We start from the raw sequence: 15,174 nt of genomic DNA on the forward strand, positions 1-15,174 counted from the left end.
GCGCAGTTTAGCCACGGTCTGCCATGGCTGGCACTGGGCGTGCTTCAGGGCCGGTATAATCCGCACTTGGACGAATAATCCGGTTATTAGCACGCTGCTCTTTCACGTGTGCTGTCCAACCCGTTACCCGCGACATTACGAAAATTGGGGTAAACAATTTGGTTGGGATGCCCATGTAGTGATAAGCAGAGGCATGGAAGAAGTCAGCGTTCGGGAATAATTTCTTCTCCCGCCACATGACTTCTTCACAACGCTCAGACACGTCATACAGACGGCTGTCACCGACTTGATCTGCCAATTTCTTCGACCACGCTTTGATCACTTCATTACGTGGGTCGAATTCGCGGTATATCGCGTGCCCGAAGCCCATGATTTTTTCTTTGCGCTCTAACATACCCATCAAGGTTTTCTCAGCGTCTTCTGGATCTTTCATGTCTTCAATCAGATCCATCGCCGCTTCGTTTGCCCCACCGTGCAATGGACCACGTAGTGAACCAATGGCGCCGGTTACGCATGAATGGATGTCAGATAAAGTCGACGCACAAACCCGCGCAGTAAAGGTAGACGCGTTGAACTCGTGCTCTGCGTATAGAATCAATGAGGTATTCATTACCGCAGCGTGCAACTCAGACGGTGGTTCGTCGTGCAACAACTTCAAGAAGTGCGCGCCAATCGAATCTTCGTCGGTTTCAGTGTCAATACGCACGCCGTCGTGAGAGAAGCGGTACCAGTACAATACGATGCCTGGAAATAACGCCAACATACGTTCAATCGCGCTATCTGCTTGGTCAAAGCTCTCTTCTGTTTCTAAGTTACCCAACATCGAGCAACCAGTACGCATAACGTCCATCGGATGCGCTTCTTTCGGAATGCGCTCAAGCACGTCTTTCAACGCTTGTGGAATAGCGCGCATAGATTTCAAGCGTGCTTTATAGTCACTTAACTGTTGCGCGTTTGGCAACTCGCCTTTAGCCAGCAAGTACGCCACTTCTTCAAAGCTAACTTTTTCCGCTAATTCTTTGATGTCATAACCACGGTAAGTAAGGCCAGACCCGGTTTTACCCACGGTACAAAGTGCCGTTTCGCCAGCGACCTGACCACGCAATCCTGCGCCACCTAACTTCTTATCGACCATGTTCCTGCTCCTGGTTATTAAACTAATGACTTATTTTTTTGAAAATAGGTTATCGAGCTTTTCTTCAAATGCGTGGTAGTTCAAGAAATCATAAAGTTCTGCACGCGTTTGCATATCATCAACGACCGCTTTCTGGTCGCCGTTTTCTAAAATGCTATTGTAGACGTTTAATGCCGCTTTGTTCATCGCACGGAAAGCACTCAGTGGATACAACACCATGTCCACACCCACTTCAGCCAGCTCTTGCTTGTTGAACAACGGCGTTTTACCAAATTCGGTAATGTTCGCCAATACCGGCACGTTCAATGCGTCAGTAAAAGCTTTGTATTGGTCTAGCGTATGCACTGCTTCGGCAAAGATAGCATCGGCACCAGCTTCTACGCAGGCACGAGCACGGTCTAATGCCGCGTCCAATCCTTCCTGTTGCAGCGCATCGGTGCGTGCCATGATCACGAATTGCTCGTCCGTACGAGCATCGACCGCCGCTTTCACCCGGTCAACCATTTCGCCTTTGGTCACAATTTCTTTATTTGGGCGGTGACCACAGCGCTTTTGTGCCACTTGGTCTTCAATATGGAAGCCCGCCGCGCCCGCTTTGGTCATGTCTTTTACCGTACGCGCGATATTGAAAGCGCCACCCCAACCCGTGTCTGCATCAACTAACAACGGCAGATCAGACGCACCGGTAATGCGGCGAATGTCTTCACATACGTCATTTAACGAGGTCATGCCCAAATCTGGAAAACCAAATGACGCATTGGCAACGCCTGCACCCGAGAGATATAACGCTTTATGACCAACGCGCTCGGCCATCATTGCCGTGTAAGCATTAACCGTTCCGACAATCTGTAATGGATTCTCTTGCTGAATTGCTTGGCGTAAACGTGCGCCTGCACTCGTTAATTGACTCATGTTACTTCCTCTCTTGCAATAATTGGCGTTCAATATTAGTTTTTGATGCCGCGATATGGCGGCGCATTAATAAATCGGCGAGTTCGCCATCACGGTTGGCAATGGCCTGCAAAATAGCACGATGTTCGTCGAAGGCGCGCGACACGCGTGGTCCTATCATGCCCATTTGCACACGGTACATGCGTACAAGGTAGTACAACTCGTTGCACAGCATGTTAATCAAATAAGGATTTTTACTGCCTTGGATAATGCGGTAGTGAAAGTCCACATCTCCGGCTTCTTGGTAATAGCTCTCACCCTCTTTCACCCGTTGGGTCGAAAGGTGCTGCTCAAGTAACTGCTGTAACTCAGCAATCTCGCTATCAGCCATTTGCTCTGCCGCCAGTCTACAGGCTAGGCCCTCAAGTTCTTCACGTAACTGATACAGCGACAGTAAGCCTTCAGGGCTGAGCGTCACCACCCGCACACCGGCATTGGGAATCCGTTCGACTAAGTGACAACGCTCTAACCGCGCCAGCGCTTCGCGAACGGGTGCACGGCTAACGTTAAAACGGCGAGCTAACTCTTGCTCACTCATTTTGCTGCCAGCGGCGATGTCACCCTCAACTATCGCCCGTTGCATTTCTTGCAACAAGCGATCAGAACTGGTGATCGCTAGCGGTTGATTGGTTAATTGCGGTTGGCTCATTAATTGTCGACACTTTTTGTGATTTAGGTGGCAAATAATAGAGTAATCCGCGATTTTATGCAATTCCCTCGCTAGAATTGTCGACAATGTAGCAGTGGTCGCCGTTACCGCATGAAAACCATTAGGATCTTTCAAAGATCCTTTGGTAAAGTGCTTACGATGAACAGTTGGCTCTCGGCATTTTTTGATTTTGGTCAATTCGGGAATTTGCCCCTTCCCGCGCATTACCATTTTGGCTTGGTATTGTTGTCCTACCTGACCGCACTCACTGGCAGTTATACCGCACTGCGTATGCTCGACCGTGCGCGCGCTTATACTGAAGTTGAAACCAAAACCATTTGGCTAGTAGTCACGGCAATGATCGGTGGAATCGCCGTATGGAGCATGCACTTCATCGGCATGATGGCGTACGAAGTGCCTATTCCGATGAGCTACAGCCTGAGCCTCACTTTGTTGTCTATTATTCCGGCGATGATCGGTGTAGGCATTACCTTTGGCTTACAAATTTTTTATCCGCAACAACACGTGCCGAACTGGGTGTGTCAGCTTGGCGGCGCGGTACTGGGTGCAGGTATCGGCGCAATGCACTACATTGGCATGGCAGCTATGCTGATGCCCGCGGAGCTGCGTTACGACCCGTTACTGTTCGCCTTATCTATCGTCACGGCAGTCGGCTTAGGGATTGTTGCCGCCTATAGTTATCGAGCGTCCATTCAGCGTGCCCAAGATCGGGAAAAACCCTCTTCGCGCTCCAGCTTTTTCACCGCGATTGTTATTTCTGTGGCTATCAGTGGCATGCACTATATTGCCATGTTTGCGGCACGCTTATATGCGCCCTCCAGCGCCATAGCACCGAGCGCAGAAATGCACAGCGACTGGCTGCCAGTGGTTATCGTTGTTGGCGTCTGCATTCTTGCCTTTTTTGGCTTTGTTGCCAGCCGCATCGATTTAAAAATGGTGCGTAATTTGCGCTTGCTACGAATGTCCGGCGCGCAGTTGTACGAAGTGATCGGCGCCATCGACGATGCGGTTATGCTATTTAACAGTGAGCGCAAATTGGTGTTATGCAATGACGCGGTAAGCAATATCCTCGGCTACTCACAAAAAGACATTGTTAACCGTCAGCTATTGCTTGACGATTACCTGGTGGATGGCGCAGCCATTATTTTAGAAATTCGGGAAACCTTGGTTTCAAAGCCTAGTTGGCGGGGCGAGGTAAACGTACGTCATAGCGATGGTCACCCAGTCCCTGTTCGGTTGAGTGTCTCTATTGTTCAGTACAACGATAGCAATGAGCATCATTATGTTATTTTGATGACAGATCTCACTCAGCAAAAACAATCAGAAGCACATATTCGGCAACTCGCATTCGAGGATAGTGTAACCGCGCTGCCAAATCGACGAGCGCTGCTAGACGAGCTCGACCGACTCCTAAAGCGCCAACACTACGGCACCCTGCTACTCATCGACATCGATAAGTTCAAGGCCCTCAACAACACCATGGGAACCAAAGCTGGCGACGATTTCTTACGCCAATTTGGGGCGCGATTGCGGGCAAGCTTCGACGACGATTGCGTAGTCGCTCGGGTAGCCAGTAACGAGTTCGCAGTGGCGTGTTCTAAGCGATTTAGCTCTGCAGGGAGCGACGAACTTCATGAAATTCGTAATGCATGTAGAATGCTGCAAGCAGAGATTGCTGAACCGTTCCAGTTGCGTGATTATCAGCACAGCTGCTCGGTTACTATGGGCGTGACCCAACTGCGGCAAGGGGTTGATGCGAACCAATTGATGATAGAAGCAAGTTTAGCCTTGTCGCAGGCGAAAAAAGAAGGTCCTGCCTCGGTGGTCATTTACTACCAAGGCCTAGCCACCGCAATCAGTGAACGCGTGGTACTCGAGCAAGAATTACGTGCTGCCATTAGCGACAATGAACTACGACTGTACTTGCAACCTCAAGTCGACACTGATGGAAAAATTATTGGCGCCGAGGGTTTACTGCGTTGGCCCCACCCCACCCGGGGTTGGATTTCACCGGGGCAATTTATTCCATTAGCAGAAGAATCCGGGCTGATAGTGGCGCTTGGCGATTGGGTCGCTGACCAAGCTCTGGAGATTCTCGAGCGTTGGCAAAGCCAGCCGCACTTGGCCAATCTCATCTTGTCGATTAATGTCAGTGCACCGCAATTTCAGCAACCCGACTTTACTAGCAAAATGCGCGGGCGAATGAATCAACACCCCGGTGTACAGTCACGGCTCAAATTAGAACTTACCGAAAGCGTATTGATGGAAAACATCGACAGCACTATCGATACCCTGCACCAGTTAAAGCAACACGGCGTACTTTTTGCGCTGGATGATTTTGGTACCGGCTACTCGTCGCTTTCTTATTTAATGAGAATTCCGTTCGATACCCTCAAAATTGACGTCGCATTTGTCCGCGATATGCATGAATCGGCACAAAAAGCCGCCATTGTTAGAACCATCACTGAGCTATCTCGGGTGTTATCCATGGATACCATTGCCGAGGGTGTAGAACGCCCAGAACAGCGTCATCAGTTAGAAAGTCTGGGTTGCCATATTTACCAAGGATTTTTATACAGCCCAGCGGTAAGCCTAGAAGAATTTGAAAAGTTAGTCGGTTAAAACCTACCATCAAGCGCTTTTGCTCTAGCGTTTAGTGCAAGATTATGCGAGTCTATCGGCTGTTTTTGCCACGCCAACCGTTGGCGTTGAAGGTTTATTATTAGAAGAAAAGGCATAACATTAATGACAACCAAACAATCAAGTAAAAGTGATAATAGCTTTTTCGGTCAGCCTGCTGGCCTGCAAACGCTATTCTTCACCGAAATGTGGGAGCGCATGAGTTACTACGGCATGCGCGCGCTATTAGTCCTGTTTATGACCGCGGCATTACAAGAGGGTGGCTTAGAAATTACTGTCGCGTCGGCAACAGCCATTTATGGTCTGTATACCGGAGCAGTCTATTTCATGGGCTTACCCGGCGGCTGGATGGCTGACCGCTTAATCGGTGGCCAAAAAGCTACTTGGTATGGCGGCATCATCATCATGTGTGGCCACATCGTATTGGCCATTCCGTCTAACGACACCTTCTTTATTGGTTTGATTTTAGTGGTTCTTGGAACCGGACTATTAAAACCAAACATCAGTGCCATGGTTGGCCAGTTATACGACAACGACGATGACCGTCGTGACGGTGGCTACACCCTGTATTACATGGGGATTAACCTCGGCTCGATCATCGGCTACCTAGTGTGTGGCTGGTTACAAGCCGATGCAGGCTGGCACTATGCGTTTGGCGCGGCCGCTGTGGGTATGGGTATTGGCCTTGTTCAATATCGCTTAACCCTACCCAAACTGAAAAGCGTTTCTGCAGAACCTGCGAAGCCACTATCACCAGCGGGTGCAAAGAAAGCTTGGGCAGTGATTATTGCGTTGCTGGCGCTGTTGGTCGTGGTGACCGGTTTAACGATGAACGGTACCTTAGTTATAGACCCGGTAGCGATTGCAGAGAAAGTCGCTATTCTCTTTACCGCGATCTTCTTTATTTATTACTTAGCTATTTTCCTTTTCGGAAAATTGACCAAGCCTGAAGCTAAGCGATTAATTGCCCTATTCTTGGTTTGTATCGCATCATCGTGCTTTTGGGCAGGTTTCGAGCAAGCGGGTTCATCGTTTAACTTATTTGCCCGTGACCTAACGGATCGTATGGTTGGTGACTTCGAAATTCCAACAGCATGGTTCCAAATGTTGAACTCGCTGTTCTTAGTTACCCTGTCTCCATTCTTTGCCGCACTATGGATTAATCTGGGCAAACGTATGTTGAACCCATCTTATGGGTTTAAGAGTGCGCTCGGTTTAGTCATCATGTCATCGGGCTTTATTGTCATGTTTATGGCATCGCAAATTGCCGCCAGTGGCATGAAAGTGGCTCCAACTTGGTTGGTCGCAGTCTACTTCATTCACACTGTTGGCGAGCTGTGCTTGAGCCCAGTCGCGTTAAGTGCGGTCAGTAAGTTGGCGCCAAAACGTATGGCGGGCCAAATGATGGGTGTATTCGTGCTTACCTATTCAATCGGTAACGTGGTTGCTGGATTGATGGCCGGTGGTATGGACCCAGACGAGCCATCTGCAATGGCAGACCTCTACTTACAAATCACCTACTTCGGTGTAGGCGTAGGCTTAGTGGTGTTCTTATTTGCCCTGAAAACACGCAAATGGGAAAAACTGGCAGACGCGTCAGATGCGAGCTAACGCACTGCAGTGAATCGCAAAGGCCGCTAATCAGCGGCCTTTTTTATGGGTTCGTAGTTTGCGCCGATTTTCGTGCCCGCTTTTGCTGATACATTCTGGCATCAGCGACCGCCAGCCACTCCTCTATCGACGCACTGTTATCGCTGATAGCAACAATTCCGACGCTACCCGAACGGTAAACAATGGTATCTGCGGGCGTTTTCACATCACTATTAATCGCCGCAGTCAGTTGCCGTTGGAAATCTGCTTCACTATCTTCGGTTAGGGCTTCAACCTCACGAACAACAACAAATTCATCGCCGCCAATACGGGCAATGATGTCGTTATCGTCGAGTTCATGCCGCAGGGTGTCAGCTATCGCTAGCAAAAATCTGTCGCCGATGTCATGGCCATACTGATCATTCAATTGTTTGAAATCGTCTAGGTCAATGTAGGCTAACAAATAGTGCTGTTTCTTTGCTGCCAGTTTCAACGCAATTTGCGCCAAACGGCTCATCAGTCCGCGCCGATTCAGCACGCCTGTTAACGGATCGATTTCTGCATCTTTATGCAGTTTCGCTTTCTCGGCTTTTAATTCAGCGATCAGGTTTTCGCGAGAAATTTCCTTACCGATAATACGCGAAAACATCACCAGCCACTGGGTGGTTTCTTCGTTCAACAACACTCGGCTGCGGCTGGCACCACAGAGCGTCCCAAACACATCACCAGCGCCATCGTAAACCGGCTGGCTTACGTACGACTGCAACTGTAACTCACGTGCGGCATCCGACTCTGGCCAACACTTTGGCACATCATCGGTGGCGAAGGTTTCGCTTTCAAGCGCACGTTTACACAGGGTATCTTTCCATGGCACGGCAAGGTTTTCAGGAATGTTTAAGGCGCCGGTGTTTTTAGAAAAAATGATGGTTTGCTGCAGTTCGGCAAAGTCGATACGGGTTAAATACACCGAGTCTAATCCAGTAATCTCTGCCAACACATCAAGCAATGGTGGTACAAGGCCCTCAAGGTTTGGAGCCAATAGTGCTTCGCTAATGCGTTTGACGATCGCTTTTTCGTCCATAACCTTACATTACGTTCGTTGGCGTTCTCTTAGCGTGAGCGTAAATAGGTGTAAAATCAAGCAAAAAAAGCCAGCGCTTTATCAGCGCCGGCTTTTTGTTTTCTCTAGGACTGTAACTTACAGTGCGGCTAAAGCGTCGTTCAGCAGCGCACAAGGGCGCATTGCACGAGACACTTTGTCGGCTTCTGGTTCATAGTAGCCACCGATGTCCACTTTAACGCCTTGAACATCGTTAAGCGCTTTGATAATCGCCTGTTCGTTGTCCTGCAATGCTTTCGCAAGTGCTTTGAAACGTTCCGCCAGGTCACTGTCTGCTGTCTGCTCAGCTAAAGCTTCTGCCCAATACATGGCCAAGTAGAAGTGCGAACCACGGTTATCAATCTCGCCGACTTTGCGCGATGGCGACTTATTCTCTTCTAAGAATTTTGCCGTCGCCTTATCGAGGCTGTCTGCCAAGATCTGCGCCCGCGCATTGTCGGTCGCGCGACTCAGGTGTTCAAGAGACGCCGCCAATGCAAGGAATTCACCCAGCGAATCCCAACGCAAGTGGTTCTCTTCTACAAATTGCTGCACGTGCTTAGGTGCAGAGCCGCCCGCGCCGGTTTCGAACAAGCCACCGCCGTTCATCAATGGCACGATAGATAGCATCTTCGCAGACGTACCCAACTCAAGAATCGGGAATAAGTCAGTCAGGTAATCACGCAATACGTTACCCGTTACCGAAATGGTGTCTTTACCTTCTTTGACCCGTTGCAAGGTGTGGCGAGTCGCTTCTACTGGCGCCATAATGCGTAAATCTAAACCGTCAGTATCGTGCTCTTTTAAGTACATTTCGACTTTCTTGATGAGCTGTGCATCGTGTGCACGGTTGCTGTCTAGCCAGAATACTGCAGGCATTCCGCTTAACCGTGAACGCGTTACCGCCAGTTTCACCCAGTCACGAATCGGTGCGTCTTTCACTTGGCACATGCGCCAGATGTCGCCTTTTTCGACCACATGCTCAAATACCACTTCGCCCGATTGATTAACTACTTTCACAGTGCCCGCTGCAGGAATTTCAAAGGTCTTATCGTGCGAACCATATTCCTCGGCTTTCTGTGCCATCAAACCTACGTTAGGCACCGTACCCATAGTTGCTGGGTCAAACGCGCCATGTTCTTTACAGAAGCTGATGGTTTCTTGGTAAACCCCCGCGTAGCAGCGGTCCGGAATCATCGCTTTAGCGTCTTTCTGGCCGCCTTCACGGTCCCACATTTTACCTGAGTCGCGAATCATGGCAGGCATTGACGCATCAATGATGATGTCACTTGGAACGTGCAGGTTGGTAATCCCTTTATCAGAGTTTACCATTGCTAGCTCGGGTTGCTGCTGGTAAACGGCATCCAAGTCTTGTTGCAATGCTTGACGCGTTTCAGCCGGCAATTGATCCAGTTTGTTGTAGAGATCACCAATACCGTTATTTGGATCAAAGTCGATCGCTTTCAGGGCATCGCCGTATTGGTTCATGATGTCTTTAAAGTACACCCGCACCGCATGACCGAACATGATCGGGTCAGAAACCTTCATCATGGTCGCTTTCAAATGCAATGAGAGCAGAATGCCCTCTTCTTTCGCTTTTGCCGTTTCTTTTTCAAAAAACGCCTGCAATTTATTTTTACTCATTACCGCAGCGTCAACGACTTCGCCGTTCAACACTTTTACGCCTTCTTTTAGCACAGTTTGCTGGCCATCGTGGTCCAAAACAATGCTAAGCACATCATCTTTTGCCATTGTCGCCGACTGTTCAGTGGCGTAGAAATCACCGTCGTCCATGTGCGCAACATGCGATTTTGAGTCTTTACTCCAAGCTCCCATGCGGTGTGGGTTTTTCTTGGCGTAGTTTTTCACCGCACTTGGCGCACGACGGTCAGAGTTACCTTCACGCAGTACCGGGTTCACCGCACTGCCTTTGACTTTGTCGTAACGCGCACGCACGTCTTTTTCTTCATCGGTTTGCGGATCGTGCGGGAAGTTTGGCAAGTTAAAACCCTTGCCTTGCAATTCTTTAATGCAAGCGACCATTTGTGGAATCGAAGCACTGATGTTTGGCAGTTTAATGATGTTCGCTTCTGGCGTTTTTGCCAATTCACCCAATTCAGCCAACGCGTCAGACTGGCGCTGCTCTTCGCTCAGGTACTCAGGGAACTGAGAGATAATCCGACCCGCCAATGAGATGTCGCGCGTTTCTACGGCTACACCAGCGGCTTTAGTAAAGGTCTGGATGATGGGTAATAACGAGTAAGTTGCCAGACGTGGCGCCTCGTCAGTTTCGGTATAAATAATTTTTGATTTATCCGTCGACATAGTCGTTCCTGTTTCTATGAATCCAATGACTCCGCTTGATAAGCGCGAGATTATACCAGCTAGCGGACAGCAAGCCCAGCTAGCACTCGCCTATTACCAAGACCCCGTATTTTCCATGCTTGCCCAAGGCTCTTGGGGTGCAAGCGCTTCGCCTTTTTGCAGCAACTCAATCGAGATGCCGTCAGGGCTGCGAACAAAGGCCATATGGCCGTCCCGTGGCGGCCGATTGATGGTCACGCCGTTACGCTGCAACTTCTCGCACAGTGCGTAAATGTCCTCTACTCGAAACGCCAAATGGCCAAAATTGCGACCACCATCATAGCTTTCTGGGTCCCAATTATAGGTCAGCTCAACCATTGGCGCATCATCACGCTTGGCGCGCTCCAGATCTTGTTCAGCAGCTAAGTAGACCAAGGTAAAACGGCCCTTCTCAACGTCTTTTCGGTAAACTTCTTGCAACCCGAGCAAGTCGCAATAGAAATGCATCGATTGTTCTAAGTCTGCGACTCGAACCATAGTGTGGAGGTACTGCATAACGTCTCCTTGTTGCTTGCATTGTTAAACTTAGCATGTCGCATCATTGCGCCAGGCTAAAAACAAAACACCGACGCCAAAGGCATTGGCAGTCGGTGCTCTTTCATCGTTCAGCGTGATGCTGAGATTAATCAGCGTTTTTCAACGACTGCATATCAATAACGAAGCGGTATTTTACATCACCTTTCTTCATTCGCTCATAAGCGTCGTTGATGTTCTGAATATCCAGCATTTCTATGTCACAAGTAATGTCGTGCTCAGCACAAAAATCCAGTACTTCCTGAGTCTCTGGCATACCACCGATCAACGACCCTGCAACAACGCGGCGTTTCAACACCAATTGCCCCATTTCTAATGGTGGCTCTACAGACTCTAGAAGACCCACAACAATGTGCGTGCCATCGTACTTCAAGCAATTGATGTAGGGGTTAAGATCGTGTTTAACCGGCACGGTGTCGAGCAAGAAATCAAAGTAACCCGCAGCGTCTTGCATCTGCTTTTCATCGGTAGAGATGATCACTTTGTCGGCACCTTGCTTCTTCGCTTCCGCCACCTTGCTTTCTGAGCGTGTAAAAATAGTCACTTCAGCGCCCATGGCTTTGGCAAATTTAACGCCCATGTGGCCTAATCCGCCCATGCCGATCACCCCAACTTTATCGCCCTTTTTCACACCATAGTGGCGCAATGGCGAGTAGGTAGTAATGCCAGCACAAAGCAATGGCGCTGCCGCAGCCTTATCAAGGCCGTCAGGCACTTTCACCACAAAACGGTCGCTGACCACAACACGTTCTGAATAACCGCCGTAGGTCACCGAACCATCGTGACGGTCTTCACCGTTGTAGGTTGGTGTCATGCCATTCAAGCAAAACTGCTCTAAGCCATCTTCGCAAGCAGCACATTCGCGGCATGAGTCGACCATACAGCCTACGCCAACGTTGTCACCGACTTTGAAATTTTTGACATTTTTCCCAACGGCAGTGACATGACCAACAATTTCATGCCCGGGTACAACCGGATAAATTGTGCCACCCCAGTCATTTTCTACATAATGGATGTCGGTGTGGCAGACGCCACAGTAATCGATTTCAATAGCAACGTCGTCGTCGCGCAGTTCACGACGTTCAATATTATGGGGGGCTAGACCTGAATCTGCGGCTTGCGCAGCATAGGTTTTGGTTGCGCTCATTAGTGTCCTCCATTGAGCTATGGCATGGAAACGTGTTTTGCATCTACGGTTTTAGCCTAACGATTGGATTGCTGGCGCCGAAGTTTTTTTGCCGAATGTGCACAAGCGCGTGAGCAATAGACTACTTCAGACCAGTTTTTTTCCCAGCGTTTGCGCCACGAAAACGGTCGCTTACACACTGGACAGATCTTTTCCGGAAGGTGTACTTTCTTATGTACCATAGCAACAACAGAGCTCCTAAGTAATGTCTCAGCCCTATACACACGTTGTAGAAAATCAAGCCCAGCGCCTGCTTAATTACAACAGTTGGGAGCAAGACCCCGCTTTACAGCAGGCCGTGCGACAGTTTGCCGGCTCTTGGGGAATACCCGAGTTGCAACATTTTGGTTCACAGTGTGGCAGTGCTGAGCGCATTGCTTTGGGCTTTGCCGCCAACCGTTATCTTCCAGAATTTCAAAGCCATGATGAAAGGGGTTTTCCCTTACAACGGGTCAATTTTCACCCCAGTTATCACCAATTAATGACGATTGCTATGCAACAACAATTGCACTCGGCGCCATGGGCTCAACCGCGTGCTGGTGCGCATGTTGTCCGCGCCGCTAAATACTATTTGCATAGCCAGGTTGAAGCCGGCCATGGCTGTCCTATCACCATGACCTTTGCTGCTATTCCGGTGATTGAAAAATATGCCAAGCACTTGCCCGTGTGGCTGCAAAAAGCGCTACAGTCAGATTATGATGCAACTGACCGACCGGTCACGGCAAAATCCGCGGTAACCTTTGGCATGGCCATGACCGAGAAACAAGGCGGATCCGATGTGCGAGCAAACACTACAGTTGCCAAGGCGGACGGCGACCGCTATCGATTGACCGGACATAAATGGTTTATGTCAGCGCCAATGAGCGATGCCTTTTTAACCCTAGCGCAAACCGAAGCCGGACTGAGCTGCTTTTTGGTACCGCGCCGGCTGGATAATGGCGAATTGAATGGCATTGTTATCCAACGCCTAAAAGATAAGGTCGGCAATCGCTCAAATGCCTCTAGCGAAGTCGAATTTAACCGCGCCCAAGGTTGGTTATTAGGCGAACAAGGTAAAGGTGTGAATACCATTATCGAAATGGTCGCTATTACCCGTTACGACTGCATGATTGGTTCCGCCGCAGGCATGCGCCAAGCGGTTTCCCAGGCGATTCATCACTGCCGCCAACGGCGCGCGTTTGGCGAGCTTTTGGTTAACCAACCGTTAATGCTAAATGTCCTCGCCGATTTAGCCTTAGAGAGCGAAGCCGCAATGGCTCTGAGTATGCGGATGGCGTATGCCTTTGACCAACGAGAGGACAAACAGCAACAGTTACTGATTCGTATTGCCACCGCTATTGGTAAGTATTGGATTTGTAAGCAAGCGCCGCAGCACGCCTATGAAGCGATGGAATGTTTAGGGGGTAACGGTGTGGTGGAATTGGATATCCTGGCGCGTATCTACCGCGAAGCGCCCATCAACGCCATCTGGGAAGGTAGTGGCAACATTCAATGCCTAGATGTGATGCGCGCGCTGCATAAGTCACCAGAGACCGTAACCGCGTTATTTGACGAGCTCGACGGTGTCGACAATAACCAGCACTACACAGATGCAGTCAATGCCGCTAAACAGCAACTACAGCAGGCGCCTGACGCTTCGCAATTACGCCGTACGCTAGAACTGTTGGCGAAGCTGTTGCAAGCGAGACAACTCGCGCGAACCAGTCCAGATTGGTTATTTCAGGCGTTTTGCAATAGCCGTTTAGCCCCTGCAGGTTTCCAACAGTACGGCTGTTTACCCGAGTCGACACCGCTAAAGGCTATTGTTGAACGGGCTTTTGCTGCACTGTAGTGGTTGTTAGAGTTTTTCGATGGCCTGTTCAATACCATTCAACGTCAGCGGAAACATGCGTTCCTGCATCAGTTCCTGAATAATGTTGATGCTGGGGTAATAGCGCCACCGTTGCTGCGGCTGAGGATTAAGCCACACCGCTTTGCTGAAGTGGTGTGTTAAGCGGTTTAGCCATTCTGCACCAGGTTCTTCGTTCCAGTGCTCTACACTGCCGCCGGGATATAGAATTTCGTAAGGCCCCATGGTCGCATCACCGACGAAAATTAATTTGTAATCACTACCAAACCGTTGCACCAAATCGCCGGTTGGAATCGCTACTTCACCTCGGCGCGCCGCACTCGGCCATACCGCCTCATACACACAGTTATGAAAATAAAAGGTTTGCAAGTTCTTAAACTCATCGCTGGCCGCACTGAACAATTGCTCAACCTGCTCAATATAACTATCCATTGAACCGCCAACGTCAAACAAAATCAGTACATTGGTGGCATTGTGGCGCTCCGGCCGCCATTGCAGATCCAACAGTCCGCCTTGTTTACCCGTCGCTTTGATGGTGGCGTCTAAATCCAACTCCGTTGCCGCGCCACTGCGGGCAAACGCGCGCAGCTTTCGTAAAGCAACTTGAAATCCTCGTTGTTGTAGCGGCGCATCACGGTCTAAATCGGCAAATTGGCGTTTATCTAGCACCTTAGAAGCGCTGAACTGGCGATTACTCGCCTGCCCTAAACGAATACCTCCTGGATGGTAACCATAGGCGCCAAATGGTGAGGTCCCTCCGGTTCCGATCCATTTACTGCCGCCCTGGTGGCGTTCTTGTTGCTCCTCCAGGCGCTGTTTAAACTGTTCTAATAGCTGCTCCAAACTCTCATATTGTTTGAGCACCTCTTCATCGAGTTGGCCCAGCTGACGGACGAGCGGATCACTGAGCCACTCATTAGGAATCCGCTCGCTAATATCCACCTCATCTAACGCCTGCAGATAGGCGTAAAAGGCCTGATCAAAACGGTCAAAAAGGCCCTCGTCTTTTACCAATATTGTCCGCGCTAAATAATAAAACGACTCAATGGAGTAGCCCGCTAGCCCTTTATTCACAGCCGCGAGCAAATCCAGCAGCTCGGTAATCGACACTGCCACGCCATAGCGTTTCAATAACTGCAGTAAGCCAATAAACATG

12 protein-coding genes are annotated in these 15,174 nt (G+C 49.6%); 3 read left to right on the forward strand and 9 right to left on the reverse strand.

The window, feature by feature from the left end; translation table 11 throughout:
* Positions 1-7: 7 nt before the first annotated feature.
* The 3 genes from prpC to CWI84_RS01375 are packed head-to-tail and all read right to left on the reverse strand — an operon-like array spanning position 8 to position 2,735.
* The gene (gene prpC / locus CWI84_RS01365) at positions 8-1,135 is read right to left on the reverse strand and encodes a bifunctional 2-methylcitrate synthase/citrate synthase (protein WP_126840779.1); all 1,128 of its coding nucleotides are present in this window, start codon (positions 1,133-1,135) and stop codon (positions 8-10) included.
* A 30-nt stretch (positions 1,136-1,165) separates the two neighbouring features.
* A complete protein-coding gene (prpB, locus tag CWI84_RS01370) occupies positions 1,166-2,047 on the reverse strand; it encodes a methylisocitrate lyase (protein ID WP_126840780.1) in 882 nt (293 codons plus the stop codon).
* A 1-nt stretch (position 2,048) separates the two neighbouring features.
* On the reverse strand, positions 2,049-2,735 hold the full coding sequence (locus CWI84_RS01375) for a GntR family transcriptional regulator (RefSeq protein WP_126840781.1): 687 nt from the start codon (positions 2,733-2,735) through the stop codon (positions 2,049-2,051).
* 159 nt (positions 2,736-2,894) lie between these two features.
* Between CWI84_RS01375 and CWI84_RS01380 the strand changes: the two genes are divergently transcribed.
* On the forward strand, positions 2,895-5,378 hold the full coding sequence (locus CWI84_RS01380; protein ID WP_198674463.1) for an EAL domain-containing protein: 2,484 nt from the start codon (positions 2,895-2,897) through the stop codon (positions 5,376-5,378).
* Positions 5,379-5,501: 123 nt separating this feature from the next.
* On the forward strand, positions 5,502-7,007 hold the full coding sequence (locus tag CWI84_RS01385) for a peptide MFS transporter (RefSeq protein WP_126840783.1): 1,506 nt from the start codon (positions 5,502-5,504) through the stop codon (positions 7,005-7,007).
* A gap of 43 nt (positions 7,008-7,050) precedes the next feature.
* Here CWI84_RS01385 and CWI84_RS01390 read toward each other — a convergent pair whose 3' ends face one another.
* The 5 genes from CWI84_RS01390 to CWI84_RS01410 form a co-directional block, all read right to left on the reverse strand.
* A complete protein-coding gene (locus tag CWI84_RS01390; RefSeq protein ID WP_126840784.1) occupies positions 7,051-8,067 on the reverse strand; it encodes a sensor domain-containing diguanylate cyclase in 1,017 nt (338 codons plus the stop codon).
* Positions 8,068-8,184: 117 nt separating this feature from the next.
* Positions 8,185-10,410, reverse strand: coding sequence for an NADP-dependent isocitrate dehydrogenase (locus CWI84_RS01395; protein ID WP_126840785.1), 2,226 nt, complete (start codon positions 10,408-10,410; stop codon positions 8,185-8,187).
* Between the two features lie 93 nt (positions 10,411-10,503).
* Positions 10,504-10,944, reverse strand: coding sequence for a lactoylglutathione lyase (gloA, locus tag CWI84_RS01400; protein ID WP_126840786.1), 441 nt, complete (start codon positions 10,942-10,944; stop codon positions 10,504-10,506).
* Between the two features lie 127 nt (positions 10,945-11,071).
* Positions 11,072-12,130 (reverse strand): NAD(P)-dependent alcohol dehydrogenase, encoded by a 1,059-nt coding sequence (locus CWI84_RS01405; RefSeq protein WP_126840787.1) that lies wholly within the window; start codon positions 12,128-12,130, stop codon positions 11,072-11,074.
* A 56-nt stretch (positions 12,131-12,186) separates the two neighbouring features.
* Complete coding sequence (locus tag CWI84_RS01410; RefSeq protein ID WP_126840788.1) at positions 12,187-12,351, reverse strand: DUF2256 domain-containing protein; 165 nt, start codon at positions 12,349-12,351, stop codon at positions 12,187-12,189.
* Between the two features lie 23 nt (positions 12,352-12,374).
* Here CWI84_RS01410 and CWI84_RS01415 point away from each other — a divergent pair, with 23 nt between their 5' ends.
* Complete coding sequence (locus CWI84_RS01415) at positions 12,375-14,000, forward strand: acyl-CoA dehydrogenase family protein (RefSeq protein ID WP_126840789.1); 1,626 nt, start codon at positions 12,375-12,377, stop codon at positions 13,998-14,000.
* A gap of 6 nt (positions 14,001-14,006) precedes the next feature.
* On the opposite strand, the gene CWI84_RS01420 is transcribed toward CWI84_RS01415, so the two are convergent.
* Positions 14,007-15,173, reverse strand: a complete 1,167-nt coding sequence (locus CWI84_RS01420) for a vWA domain-containing protein (protein ID WP_126840790.1) — start codon at positions 15,171-15,173, stop codon at positions 14,007-14,009.
* Between the last annotated feature and the right edge of the window lies 1 nt (position 15,174).

Source organism: Idiomarina tyrosinivorans, from assembly GCF_003987475.1.
Taxonomy (GTDB): domain Bacteria; phylum Pseudomonadota; class Gammaproteobacteria; order Enterobacterales; family Alteromonadaceae; genus Idiomarina; species Idiomarina tyrosinivorans.

What these genes read in the sequence shown, in the direction of transcription:
- CWI84_RS01405 (WP_126840787.1), bottom strand. Translation starts at nt 12,130, where the DNA reads ATGAGCGCAACCAAAACCTATGCTGCGCAAGCCGCAGATTCAGGTCTA.
- CWI84_RS01380 (WP_198674463.1), top strand. Translation starts at nt 2,895, where the DNA reads ATGAACAGTTGGCTCTCGGCATTTTTTGATTTTGGTCAATTCGGGAAT.
- CWI84_RS01410 (WP_126840788.1), bottom strand. Translation starts at nt 12,351, where the DNA reads ATGGTACATAAGAAAGTACACCTTCCGGAAAAGATCTGTCCAGTGTGT.
- CWI84_RS01420 (WP_126840790.1), bottom strand. Translation starts at nt 15,173, where the DNA reads ATGTTTATTGGCTTACTGCAGTTATTGAAACGCTATGGCGTGGCAGTG.
- CWI84_RS01395 (WP_126840785.1), bottom strand. Translation starts at nt 10,410, where the DNA reads ATGTCGACGGATAAATCAAAAATTATTTATACCGAAACTGACGAGGCG.
- CWI84_RS01375 (WP_126840781.1), bottom strand. Translation starts at nt 2,735, where the DNA reads ATGAGCCAACCGCAATTAACCAATCAACCGCTAGCGATCACCAGTTCT.
- CWI84_RS01415 (WP_126840789.1), top strand. Translation starts at nt 12,375, where the DNA reads ATGTCTCAGCCCTATACACACGTTGTAGAAAATCAAGCCCAGCGCCTG.
- prpC (WP_126840779.1), bottom strand. Translation starts at nt 1,135, where the DNA reads ATGGTCGATAAGAAGTTAGGTGGCGCAGGATTGCGTGGTCAGGTCGCT.
- CWI84_RS01385 (WP_126840783.1), top strand. Translation starts at nt 5,502, where the DNA reads ATGACAACCAAACAATCAAGTAAAAGTGATAATAGCTTTTTCGGTCAG.
- prpB (WP_126840780.1), bottom strand. Translation starts at nt 2,047, where the DNA reads ATGAGTCAATTAACGAGTGCAGGCGCACGTTTACGCCAAGCAATTCAG.
- CWI84_RS01390 (WP_126840784.1), bottom strand. Translation starts at nt 8,067, where the DNA reads ATGGACGAAAAAGCGATCGTCAAACGCATTAGCGAAGCACTATTGGCT.
- gloA (WP_126840786.1), bottom strand. Translation starts at nt 10,944, where the DNA reads ATGCAGTACCTCCACACTATGGTTCGAGTCGCAGACTTAGAACAATCG.